Origin of the sequence: Solibacillus sp. FSL H8-0523 (assembly GCF_038051985.1) — a bacterium.
Classification (GTDB): Bacteria; Bacillota; Bacilli; order Bacillales_A; family Planococcaceae; genus Solibacillus.
Genome location: NZ_CP150291.1, coordinates 66,771 through 87,941, shown reverse-complemented (window position 1 = coordinate 87,941; position 21,171 = coordinate 66,771). Strand labels below are relative to the sequence as shown.

The 21,171-nt window shown below is 39.5% G+C and carries 20 protein-coding genes and 2 tRNA genes; 4 read left to right on the top strand and 18 right to left on the bottom strand.

Going from position 1 to position 21,171, the window contains the following annotated elements; translation table 11 throughout:
- Positions 1-15 precede the first annotated feature (15 nt).
- On the bottom strand, positions 16-1,422 hold the full coding sequence (gene tilS / locus NSQ62_RS00410) for a tRNA lysidine(34) synthetase TilS (RefSeq protein WP_341321997.1): 1,407 nt from the start codon (positions 1,420-1,422) through the stop codon (positions 16-18).
- Between the two features lie 14 nt (positions 1,423-1,436).
- The gene (locus NSQ62_RS00405) at positions 1,437-3,794 is read right to left on the bottom strand and encodes a SpoIIE family protein phosphatase (protein ID WP_341321996.1); all 2,358 of its coding nucleotides are present in this window, start codon (positions 3,792-3,794) and stop codon (positions 1,437-1,439) included.
- Positions 3,795-4,075: 281 nt separating this feature from the next.
- On the opposite strand from NSQ62_RS00405, the gene NSQ62_RS00400 reads away from it, so the two are divergent.
- From NSQ62_RS00400 to NSQ62_RS00390, 3 genes are all read left to right on the top strand, one after another.
- Positions 4,076-4,152: transfer RNA gene (locus tag NSQ62_RS00400), tRNA-Met, on the top strand.
- A 7-nt stretch (positions 4,153-4,159) separates the two neighbouring features.
- Positions 4,160-4,231, top strand: a tRNA-Glu gene (locus NSQ62_RS00395).
- A 105-nt stretch (positions 4,232-4,336) separates the two neighbouring features.
- Positions 4,337-4,543, top strand: a complete 207-nt coding sequence (locus NSQ62_RS00390) for a sodium:potassium antiporter (protein WP_341321995.1) — start codon at positions 4,337-4,339, stop codon at positions 4,541-4,543.
- 100 nt (positions 4,544-4,643) lie between these two features.
- Here the strand turns inward: NSQ62_RS00390 and NSQ62_RS00385 are convergent, their stop codons facing one another.
- The 8 genes from NSQ62_RS00385 to spoVT form a co-directional block, all read right to left on the bottom strand.
- Entirely contained in the window at positions 4,644-5,081 is a 438-nt protein-coding gene (locus tag NSQ62_RS00385) for a S1 domain-containing RNA-binding protein (protein WP_341321994.1), read from the bottom strand.
- Positions 5,082-5,313: 232 nt separating this feature from the next.
- Positions 5,314-5,754 carry a septum formation initiator family protein gene (locus NSQ62_RS00380; protein WP_341321993.1) on the bottom strand — a complete coding sequence of 147 codons (441 nt, stop codon included), beginning with the start codon at positions 5,752-5,754 and terminating at the stop codon, positions 5,314-5,316.
- Between the two features lie 50 nt (positions 5,755-5,804).
- A complete protein-coding gene (gene yabQ / locus NSQ62_RS00375) occupies positions 5,805-6,260 on the bottom strand; it encodes a spore cortex biosynthesis protein YabQ (RefSeq protein ID WP_341321992.1) in 456 nt (151 codons plus the stop codon).
- Entirely contained in the window at positions 6,257-6,556 is a 300-nt protein-coding gene (gene yabP, locus NSQ62_RS00370) for a sporulation protein YabP (protein WP_341321991.1), read from the bottom strand. Before yabP ends, yabQ begins: the two co-directional genes overlap by 4 nt.
- An 83-nt stretch (positions 6,557-6,639) precedes the next feature.
- On the bottom strand, positions 6,640-6,930 hold the full coding sequence (locus NSQ62_RS00365) for an RNA-binding S4 domain-containing protein (RefSeq protein ID WP_341321990.1): 291 nt from the start codon (positions 6,928-6,930) through the stop codon (positions 6,640-6,642).
- Between the two features lie 3 nt (positions 6,931-6,933).
- A complete protein-coding gene (gene mazG / locus NSQ62_RS00360; protein ID WP_341321989.1) occupies positions 6,934-8,397 on the bottom strand; it encodes a nucleoside triphosphate pyrophosphohydrolase in 1,464 nt (487 codons plus the stop codon).
- A 9-nt stretch (positions 8,398-8,406) separates the two neighbouring features.
- Positions 8,407-10,011, bottom strand: coding sequence for a polysaccharide biosynthesis protein (locus tag NSQ62_RS00355; protein WP_341321988.1), 1,605 nt, complete (start codon positions 10,009-10,011; stop codon positions 8,407-8,409).
- A gap of 121 nt (positions 10,012-10,132) precedes the next feature.
- Positions 10,133-10,669: a stage V sporulation protein T gene (spoVT, locus tag NSQ62_RS00350; protein WP_341321987.1), complete on the bottom strand. Its 537-nt coding sequence runs from the start codon at positions 10,667-10,669 to the stop codon at positions 10,133-10,135.
- A 248-nt stretch (positions 10,670-10,917) separates the two neighbouring features.
- On the opposite strand from spoVT, the gene NSQ62_RS00345 reads away from it, so the two are divergent.
- A complete protein-coding gene (locus tag NSQ62_RS00345; RefSeq protein WP_341321986.1) occupies positions 10,918-11,244 on the top strand; it encodes a hypothetical protein in 327 nt (108 codons plus the stop codon).
- 64 nt (positions 11,245-11,308) lie between these two features.
- On the opposite strand, the gene mfd is transcribed toward NSQ62_RS00345, so the two are convergent.
- The 8 genes from mfd to spoVG all read right to left on the bottom strand — a co-directional run bounded on the left by mfd (position 11,309) and on the right by spoVG (position 20,869).
- Entirely contained in the window at positions 11,309-14,824 is a 3,516-nt protein-coding gene (gene mfd / locus NSQ62_RS00340) for a transcription-repair coupling factor (protein ID WP_341321985.1), read from the bottom strand.
- Positions 14,825-14,914: 90 nt separating this feature from the next.
- Positions 14,915-15,142, bottom strand: coding sequence for an anti-sigma-F factor Fin (locus tag NSQ62_RS00335; protein WP_341321984.1), 228 nt, complete (start codon positions 15,140-15,142; stop codon positions 14,915-14,917).
- Positions 15,143-15,198: 56 nt separating this feature from the next.
- Positions 15,199-15,762: an aminoacyl-tRNA hydrolase gene (gene pth, locus NSQ62_RS00330; protein WP_341321983.1), complete on the bottom strand. Its 564-nt coding sequence runs from the start codon at positions 15,760-15,762 to the stop codon at positions 15,199-15,201.
- 73 nt (positions 15,763-15,835) lie between these two features.
- Positions 15,836-17,035, bottom strand: coding sequence for an MFS transporter (locus NSQ62_RS00325; protein WP_341321982.1), 1,200 nt, complete (start codon positions 17,033-17,035; stop codon positions 15,836-15,838).
- A gap of 159 nt (positions 17,036-17,194) precedes the next feature.
- Complete coding sequence (locus tag NSQ62_RS00320) at positions 17,195-17,806, bottom strand: 50S ribosomal protein L25/general stress protein Ctc (protein WP_341321981.1); 612 nt, start codon at positions 17,804-17,806, stop codon at positions 17,195-17,197.
- Positions 17,807-17,928: 122 nt separating this feature from the next.
- On the bottom strand, positions 17,929-18,888 hold the full coding sequence (locus tag NSQ62_RS00315) for a ribose-phosphate diphosphokinase (protein WP_341321980.1): 960 nt from the start codon (positions 18,886-18,888) through the stop codon (positions 17,929-17,931).
- A 26-nt stretch (positions 18,889-18,914) separates the two neighbouring features.
- Complete coding sequence (glmU, locus tag NSQ62_RS00310; protein WP_341321979.1) at positions 18,915-20,285, bottom strand: bifunctional UDP-N-acetylglucosamine diphosphorylase/glucosamine-1-phosphate N-acetyltransferase GlmU; 1,371 nt, start codon at positions 20,283-20,285, stop codon at positions 18,915-18,917.
- Between the two features lie 284 nt (positions 20,286-20,569).
- Positions 20,570-20,869 carry a septation regulator SpoVG gene (gene spoVG / locus NSQ62_RS00305; protein WP_341321978.1) on the bottom strand — a complete coding sequence of 100 codons (300 nt, stop codon included), beginning with the start codon at positions 20,867-20,869 and terminating at the stop codon, positions 20,570-20,572.
- Between the last annotated feature and the right edge of the window lie 302 nt (positions 20,870-21,171).

The following is a 21,171-nucleotide window of genomic DNA, read 5'->3' as shown; positions in this document are numbered from 1 at the left end:
GATTGTTTAAACCTTCTAAAAACGTTCATCGCTTTCTACAATAAGCACATAATCATGCTTTGTCGATTGTACGTTAGAAAATTTATTGTTTACGCGGACAGCTAATAAAGCTAACGGCTCGTCGTTTGTATCCACTAGCAACGGCCAATTGGCTCTTTTTACGAAGGGAATCTTGTCATCAATAAAAATGCGAGAAACTTTTTTCTTGTGCTGCATACCTTTTAGCGAAATACGGTCACCTTGCTTCGGTATTCTTACGTGAAGCGGAAATTCTACAGCCGAAGATTCAAAATAATGAGGCTGATACTTTTGTAAAAAAGTATCATCACACAATGCTAACTCCCCGAGATAAATACGTATCATTCCGAATGTCACCCATTCATTGAAGGGAAGCGCGCACTTTTTGAGTTCCTGCTGCTGACGTTTTTTTTCAAATACAACTTCATCATACTGACGGCGTGCAATAAAATCCTGTGGTAAATCGACTGAACGGCTACCTTTAGACGTATCAAATAACGCTAAAATTGCCGTACAAAGTGTATAACTTTGAATCGTATTCGAATCGTTATAAAGATAATTTAATAGTATTAAAATGAGCCTTCTTTGTAAAGCAAGTGGTTCATTTTGTAGCGCAGAAACAGATACTTTATAACAATTTCCCTCAATTTTTTCGAAAAGCTGCCTAAAACGGCCTTGCGCCAGCTGCATGAGTAGGAAATCATCGTCGACAAGCTGCTGCGCCATTTGCACGGCATGCTGTGACACCATTTCATTTTCATGCTTTAATAACGGCACAATATGATGACGGAAACGATTGCGTGTATAGTCATCTTTTGCGTTGCTGGCATCTTCACGAAAAGTAAGCGCTCGGTTATGTAAATATTCCCCAACTTCCGCTTTTGTAACCATTAAAAACGGACGAATCACAAAATATTGTCCGAATGAACGAATCGGTAAAATACCCTTCAAACCATTTAACGAACTCGCTTTCGCTAGTGCCATGAGCATCGATTCTAATTGGTCATCTGCATGATGGGCTGTTACAAGCTTCGTAAATGCATGCTTATGCATCAAATGCTCAAAAAATTGATAGCGTTCCCGACGACAAATTGCTTGTGAATTGCCCCCTTCTTGTTCATGAATAGCTGCGATTGGAATCGCGCAACTATTTACCGGTATGCCATGTTCATGACAATACGCTTCAACAAACGCTCGGTCTTGTGCCGATGTCTCGCCGCGCAGCATATGATCGACATGAGCCACGGCAATTTCAATTTGAAAATACTGCTGAAACTGCTGAAAAAAAGAGAGAAGCGCCATTGAATCAACGCCTCCCGAACAAGCGATCAATAATTTATCCCCCGGCACAACAAGCCGATGTTCTTTTATATATGCTACTACACGATGCTCAAAACGATGCATCCTACTCACCTCATTTAAACCATACGAAAATCTTGATTTGGACGGAATACATGCCAAGGTTTTACTTCTTGTTGTAAGCGAAATAACATAACCGTGCAATCGTCTGTAATTTCGTATTTTTGCTTATAGCGTGTCATACAATCGAATAGTGCCACTTGAATCGTCGCTCCTTGCGCTAAGCTTTCACGAATCGATGAAATAAATCGTTGCTCTTGTACTGTCCAATTTTCCATTTCAGAAAATAACCCATCTGACACCATTAATATCACATCATCAGCCCGCAGTTTTACCATTTCTGTATCCACTGCAAAGTCTGATAAGAAACCAATAGGGGCACACGTGCTCTCTACTTTAAATAATTCATCACCGCGCAGCACATACGTTGTCATGCCTCCTGCTTTCCAACACCATAAATGACCAAACTGTAAATCAACAAGCGCAAAGTCCATCGTTGCATACATATCAGCACTTTTAAGCGACAAGACGTAATGCATCGTATGCATCGCTGTTTCTGGGTCTAAATTATAAGCAAGACATTGCTGGAGCATATGAATTAAATGCTCGCTCTCTTGCTGTGCCCGGTGACTTGTCCCCATACCATCGGATAACATAATTGCCATCAAGCCCTTATGCAACGGAAATACGCGGTACGAGTCACCTGAAATCGTATGATCTTGATACGAATACGTATATATATCATACTCCAATTGATAACGAATTGCTGAACGAAACTTCAACTGATTATAAAAAATAGGTGTCGTTTGTACACCCATCCATTCCCCTTGCATCGGTTCATGCAACCATTCAAACAAATACTGTTCCAATTGTTGCATCATTTCTTGCACATTATGTTCACCCGCAATATAAAAAATGAGTTCACGTTCTCCCATTTCTTGATTTAGCCATTCAATATGCAAGCACTGAAAACCTTGCTCTGTTAAAAAACTTTGCAATTCACTCGCTGTTTCTGGTGCACCTAACTCTTGTTGCTGGTGCTTTAAGAGCTGTTGGAGGTGCTCTGTTAAATCTCGTAATTGGAGCGCGATCATTTTTTTTCCATGATAAAATTGGCGTTCCATTTGCTCTTTTTGTAGTGCCGCATATAGCTCGTCTAATAGCTTGCCTGATTTAATGCACTTATTTTTTATTTGCTCTTCTGCACGTACCCATGTCACAGGCTTGGAACTTCTCTTTGCTAATCGCCAATTTTCAAGAATCGGTACCATTTCCTTTGCTTCTCCAAAACACTGCTCATAACGAAAACAACTGGAACAAATAATAAAGGGTTCCTTCTGTTCAGAAACGACCACTGCTTCCTTTGTAAATCTCTCAAAGACCAGTTCTTTCATAAACATCGCAAAGTGCTGAAACTGCTGTAAGTGCTGCTCGACTACTTCATGACGCTGCACCTGCACAATGGGACTTGTTTGCAGTTTATAGTAGTCTTGCGCATCATGTAATATACTTTTTGGCACCAGTAAAAATAGTAACGTGCCCGTCAGCATTGATAAAAAATACACACTATCTAGCGGCAACGTGGCGTCATAGAAAAAGAAAAATACACTTGGAAGCATACTGAATAAAGCAACCGCTAGCCGGCCGTAATTTTGCACAAAACTCGCCACAAGCCCACTACATGCATATAAAATCATCATGCCAGTAAACGACAAATCTGCTAGTCCGATTAAAAAGCCCAGTGTCAGCGAAAAAATAACCGTTGCCCCAATCGTCGTTGTATAGGCGACAACACAAATTAATACGTACAAGAGAATTTGCGGTACAGAAAAATAGAAAACGACAAAAGATTTCATGCCAATGAGTAGGCTCGCTAGTAAAACAACTACTGCTACAACTTTATCTTGTGTCCACGTATATTTTAGGCTATTTGATTCTGGTAATAATCGCGTAATAAAAAAGAGTAATACTAGAGCAAATAGACATTCATACAAAACGGAAACGATCACTAAAATCGGTGGTAATCCTCCATAAAAGAACATTTGCCAAATCAATTGTACAACTAATATCGCTGTCGTTAACTGTATATAGATCGAGATTTTTACGGAGGGAATACGGCGTAGTAATTGCAGCAGTATAATTTGTAATACGATGATACTCCCTTGACCAAACCCTAATAAAAAGGCACCGGCAAGCCCACCAATGGCTGCATATTTTTGAAAACCAGGTAGGCGTTCACGCACGATTAGCCAAAATGGTAAAAATAACGGCGCAATCGTTTCAAAAAATACCGCTTGCGCACAACAAAAGGCTATAAATACAACGCTTATTACGAATAATTGCTTTCTATTTTCCATATCATGTGTCATTACATTCGGGAACATTCGTTCAATTTGCTCACGATCTATCGAAACCAATAGCCTCACCTTTTCTTTTTGTTGTCATTATAGAAAAGATTCACTTAAAATGTTGTCTGTTTGTAGGAGCCACAAAAAAAAGTATTCGACGTTTTTTTTCGTCACCAGCCTTGATAATTAGGCTTTTTTTTACAATAAAAACCTACTTATTCCTCGATATACTAGAAATTTTCATTAATAGTTACTAAAAAAAGCAAAAATAAAGTATTTTGATATAAATTAATGCAAATAGTGTTGACACTTTTTGCGTTGCCTTGTATTATTAATTTTGTTGTTAATTTGGCGGTGTAGCTCAGTTGGCTAGAGCACTCGGTTCATACCCGAAAGGTCGTGGGTTCGACTCCCTCTGCCGCCACCATATTTATGGCCCGTTGGTCAAGTGGTTAAGACACCGCCCTTTCACGGCGGTAACACGGGTTCGAATCCCGTACGGGTCATCTTAAGGCGCTGTCTCTTATTTTATAAGAGGCGGCTCTTTTTTTTGCATTAGATGGAAATAAAAGTACTTTTAACTTTATAATGGGTTTAAGGAGGCGTTTTCATTGGTACAAAACTTTACATACTTATCTTTTTTATGTGGCATTAGTATGCTCTTAGTCGTTGGCGGCGTGATTTTAACAAATTTACCACTCCCCCTTCAAATTATCATGATCGCTATTGGTTTAATCGGGGGAATTTTTTGTTTCATCACGTTAATCCGTCTACTCATTAAACATAATGCCGAAAGTGCTAACAAACAATCAAATTAATCGGTTAACAACAAAAAGCTGATTCACAGAAGTAAACTTCTTGTGAATCAGCTTTTTCATCTATGTGACACTTTTTCTAAGTTTCAAATAGCCAGCAAAATTATCCTCTGCGAGCTCCACGACCGCCGCGTTTCGACTCAGTTGCACGTTTTAATGTAGTTAAACGCTCATCGCTATCTTTTAAGAAGCGTGCCATTTTTTGTTCAAAATTTTCTTTTGGTTGATGATTGTTGCGATCATTTGAACGATTGTTGTCACGACGAGGGCGTTGTGGACGTTCTGGTCGCTCTGGACGCTCTGCTTGAGGCTTTGCTTTACGAATTGAAAGACCAATCTTACCATCCGCTTCAACATTCATCACTTTCACTTCGACTTCATCGCCGACTTTAAGGTGCTCGTTAATATCTTTTACGTAGTTATCTGCTACTTCACTAATATGAACTAACCCTGTTTTTCCATCCGGAAGCTCAACGAATGCGCCGAAATTTGTGATGCCTGTTACCTTACCTTGTACTTTGCTGCCTACTTCAATTGACATAAAAAAAATGCTCCTCCTTAAATTTTAAGAGACTTTTATTAAAAGTCATTTATCAAATAATGAAACTTTTGTTCAGTAGTTTCTCTTCTAATTATAGCTAACATAAAAAGAGTGTCAACAAGACACTCTACCTAAAGGTAATAAATGACAAATCATCATCAAAAAATTGATAAATTTAGCATCATAATGAAACATATTACCAAGAAAATACTATCCTTTTACTATGGTAACATTATTCTTGTTTTTCGTCCGATTTTTTTTGCTCTATATTTTCTTTATCGGTTGCTTTTGGCATTGTAAAAATAATTTCGCCTTCCTCTGAAAGGAAAAATTCTTTTCTAGCTAGTTTTGCAATATACTCATCGTCTTCTAGCTTCGCAATTTGTAAATTTAACAATTCTTGTTTCGAAAGTACTTCTTCTAGCTGAACGGTTGTTTCTAGCTTTTTTTGCTCTTTTTCAATCAGAAGCTCGCTCTGCATACTCGAAAATTGCGCTAGGCCAACAATAATTACAACCCCAAAAATTAAAAATATGGCTAACCTGCGACGAAGCAACACTTTTTTTCGCGCTTTTTGTTCGGTTCTTTTGGCATTTGGATTTGAACGGACAAAGTCGTTATCAAGTGGTTGGACATTGTTATGTAACTCTTGTTCCATATTTCGTTTTCCCACTGCCGTCTCCTCCTTTTTGTTAAAATAGTTGTTATTATTATACGAGTTCACTACTTGGATTTAAAGTTTTTTAGCAAATATTTCTCAAAAACTTTAAAAATTGGATTTGTTAGCAAGATTAAAAGTTTCACAATAAATTTAATGATTTTCCGAATAAGCGCCACAAACATGTGTCCAATATAATAAATCGGCTTAATTAGTATATTCACAATAAGCCTTCCCATGAAACGGGTAATATTTTGGAAAAATAATTCATAGCTAATAATGCCCGCAATTTGGGCTAATGGATCGACGAATCGCCAATGCCCTCCTTTAATTAAAAATAATAAGTAAAATGTGCTAATCGCTAGAAAAAGCCAGACACACCATTCTATTAATAATACCATTTTTCGGAAAATAACATGTGGAACTTGTCCTACAATCGTTCTTGTCCCATCAATTACCGCACCAACTGCAATTCCGCTTGCAAACATCACGATGATGCTTACAAGCTGCGCACTCATCATCCAAATAATTTATGGAGGAAGCTTTTCGATAACCCGCTATCGGTATCCTCATACTGCAATTGTTTTACTTCTCCCTCTAATGTTAATAACCCTTTATCTACATCTAGGTGAACGATGCGTAAATCTTCGCCGCGAATGAGTAAATGCCCTTGTGATGTATTCACGAAAAATTCCTCTTGATCGAAGCGTTCAATACTTTTTACCGATGTCATATCCATTCGCTTACGATTACGTACTGTTACTAAATGATCCCCTGAAGAAATTGTATAGCGTGTACTTTCTTGATGAATTGTCATGCTAGTCCCCCTTATCGCTCGTAGTCGTACACTATATGCAAGGTTTAAAAAAAGCATGACAGATTTCTCTGCCACGCTCTATCTTAGTCTTCGTCATCAATAAATTCTGGTTCTACCTTTTCAAGACGCTCTTCTTTAATAATTGTAAACATTTTTAATGCATCTTCTTTTTTTACGTTTTCACGGATTTCTTCTACACGAGCTGTCACAATCTTTTGCCCGAAGCGAATTGCTAATTCGTCCCCGACCTTTACTGGCGTACTTGCTTTTGCGACTTTCTCGTTTATTGTAATACGACCTTGTACGGCTACTTCTTTTGCTAATGTACGACGTTTAATTAAACGTGAAACTTTTAAAAATTTATCTAAGCGCATAAGTTACTCCCCTTTTTCTAAACGTTTTGCTTCATCCCAAAAAGCATCTAATTCATCTAGCGTAAAGTCGCTAAATTCTTTACCACTATTTTTAACACGATTTTCTACAAAGTTAAAACGACGTGCAAACTTTTCATTGGCATGTAGCATCGCTTCCTCTGGTGAAATCTTATAAAAGCGCGCTAAGTTTACGAGTGTGAATAACACATCGCCAAACTCATCCATACGAGATGTTGCTTCACCGTTCGTAATTTCTTCACGGAATTCCTGCCATTCTTCAGCAAATTTAGCCCATGCGTCTTCTACATTTGGCCAATCAAAGCCGACTGTCGCTGCTTTTTTCTGGTAATTAAACGACGTTTGAAGTGCCGAGTCAGGACGGTATTCGCCTTGTAATAACGGCTCGTCTACTTCGCCTTTTTCCGCCCTTTTAATCGCTTCCCAGTTGGCAACAACCGCATCCGCATCTTCTACAGCTACATCTCCAAATACATGCGGGTGACGGCGAATCATTTTTTCACTAATCGATGCGAGTACTTCCTCTAACGTGAAGTAGCCGTTATCCTCGCCAATTTGCGCATGTAGGAATACTTGAAGTAACACATCTCCAAGCTCTTCTACCATCGCGAAATCGTCTTCTGCATCCACTGCCGCTAAAAATTCATGTGCTTCTTCTAATAAATATTTTTTCAGCGATTCATGCGTTTGCTTTTGGTCCCATGGGCAACCATTTGGACCGCGCAACTTGGCAATAATTTGACGGAATGTCGTCCAATCGCGTAGTGCGTCCTCATCAGACGTCACAGGCGGCACGTACACGGTCGTTAAATTATTAATCTCCGCTGCTTGGTCTAACTCATATAAAGGCACTGTACGCAGCTGCTCCTGTGTTGAACCAGCTGCTGTAACGATTGTTACTGGGTAATCGTCGCGGTATTTTTCCATTAATGTTAACTTTACTTCCGATGCGCTGAACGTATCGTACACCTGCGCGATTAAAATGTGCTGACGCATGTTAACGTCGTGCATCGACATGCTTGTGCCGTCTAATAGCTGGAAGCCTTCAATTGGGTCAATTTTTAACGCACCAAAAATTGGGTCTAAAAAGCTTTGCCCACCCTCAATTACGAGGTTAATTTTTCCTTGGCGGTCGGCTTCGATTAAATGCTGGACCGTTTGCTCTGCTACAAGTGGATGCCCTGGTACTGCGTACATCACATCTTCTACTTTTACCGCTTCGATTAACTGCGCAGCAATTTCTTCGTATACCGGACCAAACGAACCATGCTTAATGTAGATTTCATCAAAGCTTTTAAACTCGATGCCTTCTTGTTTTAAATCTTGTAGTACGGGATGATCGTCCGTACGAACATATAAATTTTTTGCGGCTTTAATTTTTTTATAAACGCCCATTTGCATTTGTTCAAAATCGGCTGCCCCTAAGCCAATCACTGTTAATTGATTCACAAAATCCACCTACTTCTTTCGATTTAACCATAATTGATACGCCGCCATACGTCGACCCAACGGAATTAAGAACCAATCCTTTTCCGTTAACACGCGCAATTTCGCGACGACTGTAATAAAACTAAACGCCCCGAGTGTTACGAGTACGCCACTATAAATAAGCGCAACAAAACGGCTCATATACGTAGCAGTAAACATAGTTCCTAATAACCATGCTGCTACTTCTACAACGAGTATCATCGTTAGACAGGCCAACAATAATTTTTTATAAAACGCCATTTGTGCTAAATGAATCCCTGTTAACTTTTTTAAATAAATAACTAACGCCACTGCCGCAAAAATTAATCCTATATTACTCGCAATCGCCGCACCAAATACACCTAAGCTTGGCACGAACACGACATTTCCTATATATTTTAACGCAATACTCACCGCTAAAAAGAGCGCAGGTAATTTTAATTTACTATAACCTTGCAATACCGCTGTAAACGTTAAAATAATCGACAGTGGCACAATTTGCACAGTATATAAACGTAATGTATTCGAATCGCTATCTGTCTTAAATAATAACGTATTCACATACGGCATGACGAGCATTAACCCCAGTGCCGCTGCCACACCAAATAGCAGTGAACTGCGATACGTTAACTGAATAAATGGCTTTGCCCCGCGCCCATTGGTTGCCTTCGCCTTTAATGCAACTAGCGGTACAATTGCCAGTGATAAGGACGTCGCAACAACAATCCCCAGCTGCACAAGTGGCTGCCCACGATCATAAATCCCCTTCACTTCCATTGCATTCACGGTTTCCATACCTGAAGCAATGAGTGTTTTAAAAATCGTAAATGAATCAACGAGTTGGAAACATAAAAGTAATAATGCACTCATACTAATGGCGATACTATACAGTGTGACCTCTTTTAAAACCGGCCACACCGCGATTTTGGTTTTCACCATTTTTTTTGGCTCACGCTTCACAAAAAATAATAACAGCGCAATCCCTGCAACTTCACCTATTACTGTTCCAAACACCGCCATTTTACCTGCCGCATAGACAGATGACGAATACTGTAACAGTACGATTGTTCCGATTAAAATAATGGCCACGCGAATCGTTTGCTCAAATACTTGTGCATAAGCAACAGGCTGCATGTGACTAGCTGCTTGAAAACGTCCCTTTAACAGCGCCAATAGTGGCATACATAGCGTAATAAAGGCACCCACTTTTAATAAACCCGCCAGCTTTGGGTCTTCCATTAACGAAGCGAGCATATCTGCACCGAAAAATAACAAACTAAAAAATACGAGTGACAACACCGTTAAATAATTAAAAATGACCTTTGAAACGGCACGTTTTTCCATTAACGTGCCCCCGCGTGATTCAATATCCGCCAGCATTTTTGAAATCGCTACCGCAAATCCACTTGCTGTCCAGACGACAAAAAAAGAAATGAACGGATACACTTGTTGATAGACATAAAAGCCTTGATCCCCTACTAAATTTTGATAGGGAACGCGGTAAACCGCACTTAATATTTTGACGATGAGTGCCGCCATTGTAAGAAGCAAGGCACCCTTCATATAATTTTTCATACCAAAATTTTGAGAAGACATTCTATTTCCTTCCTCTTCTACATACAATGTAATAAGTATACCATGAAAGTACTTTTTCAATTTTTAAGACATTTACTCAAAACAAAAAAACGTCCCCTTATCAGGACGTTTTTTTACTACTTTAGTTTTCCATTTGCTTCGCTAAAAAATTGGCTGCTGCTTCAGTTGACTTTTGTTCGACATCCCCTATGAAGTGCACTTTTGAAAATAAATAAACTGCACCAATTGGATCACCGTTCGCAATAATCGGCACAATACAATAGGATTTCACTTGTTCGTGCTGCCCTGTCACAAGCTCAATCGACTGCTCTAACTTGTCCGTAACTGCCGTACGATGCTTGATGATTTCCTCTGAAAACATCGTTAACCTTCTTGATAAATAATCTTTCTTTGAAACACCGGCTACTGCAATCATTTCGTCACGGTCGCTAATAAGCGCTGGCGTTCCTAAAACTTCAAATAAGCTTTCCACATACTGCTGTGCAAATTCACCTAAATCATTAATCGGTGAATATTTTTTTAAAATGACCTCGCCTTCTCGGTCAGTATAAATTTCTAACGGATCACCTTCACGAATTCGTAGTGTTCTCCTGATTTCTTTCGGGATCACAACACGACCTAAATCATCGATGCGGCGTACTATTCCAGTTGCTTTCATCGTTTTTGTTCCCTCACTTTCACATCTATTGCAGCAAGATGCTACTAGTTTGGCTTAAAAAAAATAAAGCTATGCATTCACAAAAAAAATATCAGAACCAATCTTCGAAGCTTCTTTAAATGTATGCATTTGTACCTATTAGATATTACTCGTTGTCAACATTTTATTATTTGGTAGTCATATTTCAGTTTCACTAATCATAAAAAAGGAAATAAAAGAAGTAGGCAAGTCTATAGGAGGTGTTGGAAATGTTACGAGTAGATTCAATTGTCTCTACCCCAGACGCGTATCGTCAGCAGCAATACTATGCAGGAACGCATTTAGCCTATTACCCAAACTATTCCGAAGAGCGTGCACAGGCTATTTCAAAATTTGAAAATGGGATCTTTAAACGCTATTTAGAAAAATCAAATGGCCAACGCGACCTTACCATGACTTCCACAACACGAGAAAAACAGTTTTTAGAATTGCGCGATGAGCACCGAAATCGCGAAGAATTGTTCCAACGTTTAAATTATCAAAACGGTGTCCACTATAGCGTTCAGCATTCTATCAAATCGATCTTAGAATTATAGTTTTCCTGCATATAAAAAGAGCGTTACCAAAGGAGTGAATTACTTCTTTAGTAACGCTCTTTTACTATTGGTTTACCTTTTTTGCACCTGCTATTACTTCCATCATTTTTTCAACGACATCAAAAGGTAAATGACTGCCACATTTATGATAATCGACGGTAATGACAAGCTGAATGCCTTCCATACCAAAGCCAACTGCGCGACCATAGCTCATAGACTCCTCGACGATTTGGGCACCGTTCACCTGTTGTGTCCCTTCTTCTGACAAGGTAATCGATACAATTTGCTGTTTTTCTTTAATCGAAACGACACCCGCCTGTGCAGCCCACACTTTCATACGTGCCACACGCATCAGACGCTCGGTTTCTACAGGTAAATCGCCAAAGCGGTCTTGCATTTCATCGATAATTTCGTGATAGTCCTCCAGACGTTCCATCGCTTTAATGCGCTTGTACATTTGGATTTTTTGATAGCCATCTGGAATGTACGCATCTGGGATGTACGCATCGATATGCATTATCACTTCGATTTCTTGCTTATCTTCTTTTTTCACGCCGGTACGACGTTCTTCAACTGCTTCTTCTAGCATTTGTGAATATAAATCAAAGCCGACTGAGTCGATAAAGCCGTGTTGCTGTGCCCCGAGTAAATTACCGGCACCGCGAATTGATAAGTCACGCATCGCAATTTTAAAGCCTGAACCAAGTTCGGTAAACTCTTTCACTGCTTGTAAACGTTGCTCAGCGACCTCTGTTAGCACTTTATCGCGCTCATACATGAAATACGCATAGGCAATACGATTTGAACGTCCAACGCGTCCTCGAAGCTGATAGAGCTGCGATAAGCCCATGCGATCTGCGTCATGGACGATTAACGTATTCACGTTCGGAATATCAACACCCGTTTCAATAATGGTTGTCGTAACGAGAACATCGTATTCTCCGTCAATGAACGATAAAATAACAGATTCAAGTTTAGCCTCTGTCATTTGACCGTGCGCATAAGCAACGCGCGCATCCGGTACAAGCATTTGAATCTCTTCCACGCGGCGTGTAATATCCTCGACACGGTTGTATAAGTAAAATACCTGCCCACCGCGCGCCATTTCACGTTCAATCGCTTCACGTACTAATGCCCCGTTGTGCTCCATTACATATGTTTGCACTGGGAAACGGTTTTGTGGCGGTGTTTCAATAACAGATAAATCACGTACCCCAACCATCGACATATGCAGTGTACGTGGAATTGGCGTTGCCGTTAGTGTTAACACGTCAACATTTGTACGCAGCTGCTTAATTTTTTCTTTATGTGTGACACCAAAGCGTTGTTCTTCATCGACGACGAGCAAACCTAAATCCTGATACTCTACGTCCTTTGATAAAATACGGTGTGTTCCAATAACCATATCGACCGTACCTTCACGTAAGCCCTTCAACGTTTCAGTTTGCTGTTTTTTCGAACGGAAGCGACTTAGTAGCCCTACATTAATTGCCTGGTCTTCAAAACGTTTGGAGATGGTTTCGTAATGTTGCTGTGCTAAAATCGTTGTCGGTACTAAAAACGCGACTTGCTTGCCGTCTAAAATGGCTTTAAAAGCCGCACGAATTGCAACTTCAGTTTTGCCGTAACCCACGTCGCCACAAACAAGGCGGTCCATTGGGCGTTCACGTTCCATGTCATTTTTCACTTCGACAATTGTACGCAGCTGGTCTTCCGTTTCCTCATAAGGGAAAGCCGCTTCAAAGCCGCGCTGCTCATCAGAATCTGGTGAGAACGCAAAGCCTTTTTCCGCTTCACGCTTGGCATATAATTTAATTAAATCATCGGCAATATCTTGTACCGCTTTCGATACTTTGGTACGCGTCTTCTTCCACTCGGTGCCACCTAGCTTATGTAGCTTCGGCTCTTTTTCACCTGATGGTACGTAGCGTTGAATAAGCTCAATTTGGTCCACTGGCACATAAAGCTTATCGTCTTCACGGTAACGCACATGTAGATAGTCTTTATGGGTGTTATTCACAACAAGCGTTTCAATACCGATATATTTCCCAATCCCGTGATGTACGTGAACCACGTAATCCCCTGGTTTAATTTCAGTATAAGATTTAATCCGCTCGGCGTTGGTCATTTGCTGTGGACGTGATTTTTTCTTCGCCTGTTGTTTAAATAATTCATCGTCTGTTACAACAGCTAAACGTTGCTGGGGCAATTCAAAGCCTGTTGATAATGCCGCATTGACAATATAAATGCCCGGTGCATCTGCATAACCAATTGTCGCTTGAATATGATAGTCATCCATTAAATTTTGAATAGCCTTCATACGTTCCTCTGAATCGGCTGTAAACAGCACAACAAATTTCTCAGCCTGCCAACGTGCGATTTCATTTTGAAGTAATGCGATTTGGCCATGGAACTGCTGCATTGGCTTACATGAAAAATTAATCGTCTTTTTCGGTTTCACACCACCAAATGCACGTGTGAAAAGCGCAAAGTAAAGTTTTGTTTGCTGTAGCATTGGTAGGATTTCTTTTAGTGAAAACGACGGCTTCACCTCATGTAGCATTTTGCCCTCTTCAATCATCGACAGGAACCATTCTTGCTCCTCGCGCTCCCACGCTTCCATCACTTCTTGAATTCGGCCAAGCTCATCAAATAACACAATCCCGTTTGGATCAAAATAATCGCCTAAAAAATGCGGTTTCTCAAATAATAACGAGCCGTATTTAGCAATATAATCTGGCAGCTGCCCTTGACGTAAGAGCTCAATATCCTGCTGAATATGTTCGATTAATAATTCTTGTGTTTCTTTTTTGCGTACCTTTTTCAAGCTCACCGCAAGTGCTTCTTCAAGGCGCTCCGCTAAAATAATCCGCTCCGAATTTTTAATAAGTAGCTCCGTTGCTGGTAATATAGTGAGTTGCTGTAATTTTTCAATGGAGCGCTGATCATCTGCTGAAAACGTACGAATCGAATCCACTTCCGTATCAAATAACTCGATACGTACGGGATCTTCCAGATACGGTGGATAGACATCTAAAATGCCTCCGCGCATCGCAAACTCACCTGGCGATGTCACCATTTCGCTACGTGTATAGCCCATCTCCACTAGCATATGTAGCCAATCATCAATCACGATTTCTTGCCCTACCGTACTTTGTAATTCATGGCCTAACCAATCTGTTGGCGCATTTAACATTTTGCGCATGCCTGCTGCTGGAATAATGTAAATCCCGCGCTCTTGATTAACTAAACGTCCTAATGTCGCGATACGCTGTGCACGTAATTCTGGAGACGAAATCATGACATTTGCTGCGATGAATTCTTCCGCCGGATAATAATGGACAAACTGTTCGCCGACAAGCGCGCTTAAATCATCGACCAATTTTTGTGCCTGTAGTAAATTAGATGACACAATATAAATCGATTTATTCGTTTCTTCAAACATCGAATGTATTAAAGCTGGCCTTGCACTACCTGTTAAACCCGTCACGAGACTTTCATCAGCTGTACCGGTTTGTAGTTGCTGCAAAAGATTATGAATCTGTTTATCTTGTAAAAAAATTTGATGAATTGTACTCACAATAGGACTCCTTTCTTACTGAATTTAACCATCTCTAAATATAAAAATGGAAAAAGCCTTGGCGCACGCTATGCGACCAAAGCAACTCCTTTACTGTAACCATTTTTTCAACGCATAATAATCTGGGAACTGGCGCAAGGACTGCTCACAATGCTCGCAAATACTATGCACAATTGTCTCACCACGTGCATTTTTCTCAACGAATTCATCCATTTCACCAATCTCAAATAGATGCAATTTATGAATTGTCTTTTCTGCATCAAACGGTAAGCTGCCCATCTCCGCTTTACAATGTCGACAGCGATAACGAATCGGCACATTAATGCCTCCTTTTCACGTCGTATATTGTAAAGTATAGCCACAAGATGCTCCGATTATGCGCCGTTGAATTGATTCATGACTTCTAAAAATGGCTTTTTAAGTGCCGCTTCTACCGCGTCACAGCTTTTATCAATCGCTTCTTTTACAACGACTTGATCATCCTTTGAAAACTTCGAAAGCACATAATCTGCCACTTTCATACCTGCTGGCGGACGGTTAACCCCGACACGAATACGGTTAAACTCTTGCGTACCTAGGTGCTGAATAAGTGATTTAATGCCGTTATGGCCACCCGCGCTTCCTTTTCCTCTTAAACGTAATTTACCCGTTTCTAAATCTAAATCATCATAAATGACGATAATATCTTCTACATCAATATCAAAATAATCCATTAGCGGGCGCACACTTTCACCCGATAGGTTCATATATGTTAAAGGCTTTAATAAAATGACTTTTCCTTCAGGACGATGCACGCTCGCATACATCCCATTAAATTTACTTTGATTTAACGGGGCATTCCAACGATTCGCTAATTCATCAATTACATCAAACCCAATGTTATGACGTGTATGTTCATATGGTTTGCCTGGATTTCCTAAACCAATAATTAATTTCACTACATATCGCATCCTTTTTCTCTTATCGCCTTTATTTTAACATAGATCGATCTGAAAAGTGATGCACGTTGATTTAGGCAATCTGGCGTTTTCTACGCACAATATACAGTACTAAAAAGCATATGGCTGCTAAAAATCTCATGACAGTTGACGAGTACATGGCGATGTCCATTGCATACGTTTCAAGTAGCCAAATCCCAATTTGAGGTGCTGTAAATGCAATAATCGCAAGTAATACATTGTAGGTTGTAATGCAGTACGTACGCACTTCCTTAGGTGAATTTTCCAAGAGTAGATTAAATAAAATGAGCACTGTTCCTGAGACGAAGATTCCTGACAGCATCATCATTGCGGTTAAATAATACAAATTGGTTGAGAGCACGGTTAAAAGTGGCGCCGTCGACATCCCGAAGGCTACCCACACAAACACTCGCATATTCCCGTATTTTTGTGACCATTTTTTCCACAGTCCAAACGAAACAATTTGCGCTAACATATTCGCCACGTTAAACATACTTATCCAAAAGATCGTTGCTTCCGCGTAGCGGACGTTATAAATATTAAAAAGCCCCCATGCCATTTGCCAGCCAAAGTTAAACAGGAGTGCCACGGCTAAAAACAGAACATATTGTTTATGCTTAAAAATCGACCAATCCATCGCACGTTTCTTCTCATCCTGTATTTCACGCTTTGGCTCATCATGCTTTAGGATAAAATAGAGCTCTACAAGCCCGACAACAAAGGTGAACATAAATAAAATTTGATACGCTAGTTTATTGGTCGTCACGTCTTTCATGACAACACCAATCGTTAACGTCACAATAAGACCTACTATTGTCAGTAGCCGATTTCGGTCACTAAAAAACTGGGCGCGGCGATTCTCCTCGATAAGATTACCAATAAACGACTGCCACCCCATATTCGCCATCGTATTTGGAATGCTCATTGTGGCAATAAGTCCGAGTAACAGCCACGAACCAAAACTTCCTGGCACATAACTGACAAAAGCAATTAGTAAAAAGATAAAGCGTGCAGCGACAACCGAAAAGGCAACCAGCTTTTTTTGCTCAATGGCACGGTTTAATAAAATCGCGGCTGGTAACGTCATCACGAGCGCTACGAGTGGAGGCAACGAGCTAATTAACCCGACTTGATAGTTTGTTGCACCAAGTATCGTCATGGCAAAAATCGGTATATAGCTATTTGACGTATTTTGCGCTACAGCCGAAGCCATCCCATGATAAATACTCATTTTTTCATTATATGTTTTCATGTCGACCTCTATTTTTCTTAATTTTTACACTTATCAATCTTATTATACTGATTTTCTTTCGGATGTCGAAGTTTTTGTAGACAAATAAAAACCGCCCTAAAATCTAGGACGGCTTTTACTTCTCATTTAATCTTTAAGGGCTAGTTTGTCAGGTGATAATTATTCGCCTTTTACTTCTACATCATTTGCTGTCACGTTTGCAGCATCCGGATCTAAATCTCCAACTGGTGGTGTTACTGTTGCTAATGTATAATCGTCTTCTTCGACAATTATGAACCCTGTATAGTTTTCACGTATAGTTCCTACAGATAGCGTATCACCCACTGCTAATTGTGAAATATCGACTTCGATCTGGTCTGGCATATCGCTCGGTTTTACTCTTACTTTCAATGTATGGTTAGGTTGCGTTAAGACGCCACCTTCCTTTACGCCAACTGACATACCGACTAACGTAATCGGAACATCTACCTCTAATTCCTCTTTCATGTTCACCGCAAGGAAGTCTACATGCTTTACATGACCTTTAATGGCATCACGCTGAATGTCTGTTAATACAGCATTCACTTTATTGCCATCTACCTCGATGCTAAATACACTCGTATAGCCCTGTGATTGAACGACCTTTGCGATTTGTTTGTAGTCTAACGTAATCGGCAGTGATTCTGTTTGATAGCCATACAGCACTGCTGCTAACTGACCATCTTTCCGTAATTGGGTTAATGTTGAACGCTTCCCTGCTTGTCGCTTGTTCGCTTTTAATACGGTTGTCATCTTCATATCCCCCTTAAATTATAGTACAGGAGTATGTTTACCCTACCTCTATGTCTTTTAAACATTGAAACGAAAAAAAGCAGTTTAAGGAATATTTCCTTAAACTGCTTTTACGCTATAAATTAATCAAATAAAGTACTTACTGATTTGTTTTCATAAACACGAGAGATTGCATCTGCCATTAATTTCGCAACTGAAATTTGCTTAATTTTTGGAGAAAGCTTATCTTCGCTTAATTGAATTGTGTTTGTTACCACTAATTCTTTAATTGAAGAGTTTTCAATACGCTCGATTGCTGGTCCAGATAATACTGGGTGTGAACAGCAAGCGTACACTTCTTTTGCACCGCTCTTAATTAATGCTTCTGCACCAATTGTAATTGTACCCGCAGTATCGATAATGTCATCGATTAAGATACATACTTTACCTTCTACGTTACCAACGATGTTCATAACTTCAGCTACGTTTGGTTTTGGACGACGTTTATCGATAATCGCGATTGGCGCTTTTAGACGCTCTGCCATTTTACGTGCGCGTGTTACACCGCCGTGGTCAGGTGATACGATTATTAATTCATCTTCGTTGAAACCTTTAGAACCAAAGTACTCAGCAAGTAAAGGTACTGCTACTAAGTGGTCGATTAAAATATCGAAGAAACCTTGAATTTGAGGTGCGTGTAAATCTAAAACGATTACGCGTGTTGCACCAGCAGTTTCAAGTAAGTTTGCAACTAATTTCGCAGTGATTGGTTCACGTGCTTTTGCTTTACGGTCTTGGCGTGCATAGCCATAGTAAGGCATTACAACGTTAACTGTACGAGCAGAAGCACGTTTAACAGCATCAATCATAATTAAAAGTTCCATTAAATGCTCATTTACAGGAGCAGAAGTAGATTGAACGATAAATACGTCACATCCACGAATACTTTCTTCAATGCTAATTTGGACTTCTCCATCACTGAAGTGTTTTACAGATGTTTTTCCTAGTTCTACACCCATTTCACCAGCAATCTCTTTGGCAAGTGGATTGTTTGAATTTAATGAGAAGATTTTTAATTTTGAGTCAGCGTATTGATACGGCATGATGGCCTCCTGTATTTTAAATAGTTTTATTTTGAATTTAATTTACTCACATAGCCTAGCTTATTTTCCTGACGCGCACGCGCTACTGCTAATGCCTCTTCAGGAACTTCTTTTGTAATTGTCGATCCAGCTGCAATAAATGACCCTTTTCTCAGTGTCACCGGTGCTACTAAATTTGAATTACATCCAACAAATACATCATCTTCAATTGTCGTTTTAAACTTGTTTTTACCGTCATAGTTTACAGTAATTGAACCGCAACCAATATTTACATTGCTGCCTACTTCTGCATCACCAATATAACTTAAGTGAGACACTTTTGTATCATCACCAAGCGCACTCTTCTTCACTTCAACAAAATTCCCCACTTTTACATGGTTGCCTAATGAAGAATCTGGACGTAAATGTGCGAATGGGCCGACAGCTGTTTCGTTACCAACTTGGCTATTTAACACAACCGAACTATGAATCGTTGTCCCGTCACCAATTTGGCTATCCACGATTTGACTATTTGGACCAATTTTGCAATCTTCACCGATCTTCGTTTTACCTTCGATAATTACACCCGGTAATAGGATCGTATCGCTTCCAATAACAGCATCTGCACTAATATGTGTCGTTGCTGGGTTAATGATTGTTACGCCATTACGCATATGACGTTCATTAATACGTGCACGCATTAATTCTTCTGCTTGCGATAGTGCAAAACGGTCATTTACACCAAGCGTTTCGTCAAAGTTATCTGTAACATAAGCTGCTACAACCTCGCCTTGCTTTTGTAAAATTTCAATGACATCTGGTAAGTAATACTCGCCTTGTGCATTGTCGTTTTTCACTTGCTTTAACGCTTCGAATAATGCTTTGTTATCAAAGCAATACGTTCCCGTGTTAATTTCTTTAACTAGTTGCTGATCTGCTGATGCGTCCTTTTGTTCAACGATTTGCGCTACTTGGCCATCTGCGTCACGGAGTATACGCCCGTAACCTGTTGGATTTTCTGCAACCGCTGTCAAAATTGTCGCCTTCGCACGGTTAGCTTCATGATGTGCAAATAACGCCTGCATTGTTTCAGGGCGAATTAATGGTGTATCGCCACACACAACAAGCGTAGTGCCTTCTAAACTACCTAAAATAGGTTCAGCTTGCTGAACGGCATGTGCTGTACCAAGTTGCTCTGCTTGTAAAACATACTCACTCTTATTTCCAAGTGTTTCTTTTACAAGTTCTGCCCCATGACCTACAACAGTTACAACGCGTTCAACATCTAGAGAGCCAATATGATCAATTACATGTTCTACCATTGGTTTCCCACAAACTGGATGTAAAACTTTATATAATTTGGACTTCATTCGCGTACCTTGACCAGCAGCCAAAATGACTGCAAACACATTTGTCATCTTATTAAGTCCTCCATTTTTGCTCATTTTCTATTATGACTATATAGTAAATTCACTATCTTTTCAAGGTATTCAGACTTGACAAAAGTTTGAATTTAAAATAATTATATAGGTTTAACTTCTTTTCTATCTACCTACAATTTAAGGGATTTTTGATACCTAAAAATTTGTATGACTACTTTTTCGACATTATTCCCCTTTTTTCTGTTATAGAACATGAAATTCTAAATTTATTTAATAAAAAAAAGAGCCTCCCCATTTTTGAGTGACCCCTAAGTGTTTTCTTACACGTTTACTTCTTCTAATTCTAATATCTCTTTTGTGTCTTCGTCAGTTGATGCATGGAACGCGTCTAAAACGATGTCTTGAATTTTATTGCGCGTATTCGAATTAATTGGATGTGCGATATCACGGAACTCCCCATCTGGTGTTCGCTTGCTAGGCATCGCGACAAATAAACCTGTATTACCATCAATTACACGAATATCATGAATTACAAATTCATCGTCTAGTGTAATCGATGCAATTGCTCGCATACGACCTTCTGTTTGAACTCGGCGTAATCTTACGTCAGTTACTTCCATAATGAAATACCTCCCTCTACTTTGATGCGCATTAAAAATGATAACTGTTCAAGAAAAGTGCTGACTTCCCCTTCTCTAGTTCACGTTATTTCTTAAATTTGCATCATTTATCATTAGAATACAACAAAATGTAATTTTTTTCTATCTACAATTTTTATAATTATTAAAATTAACCAAATATTCAGTTGATTTTGGGTCAATTTTCGAACAATCAACACGTACGAAAACCTATGTTTAGCCTACACGTAGAAAAATTTTTATAGAAAGTTAGCTACTATATGAATTTATAATTTCCTTATCAA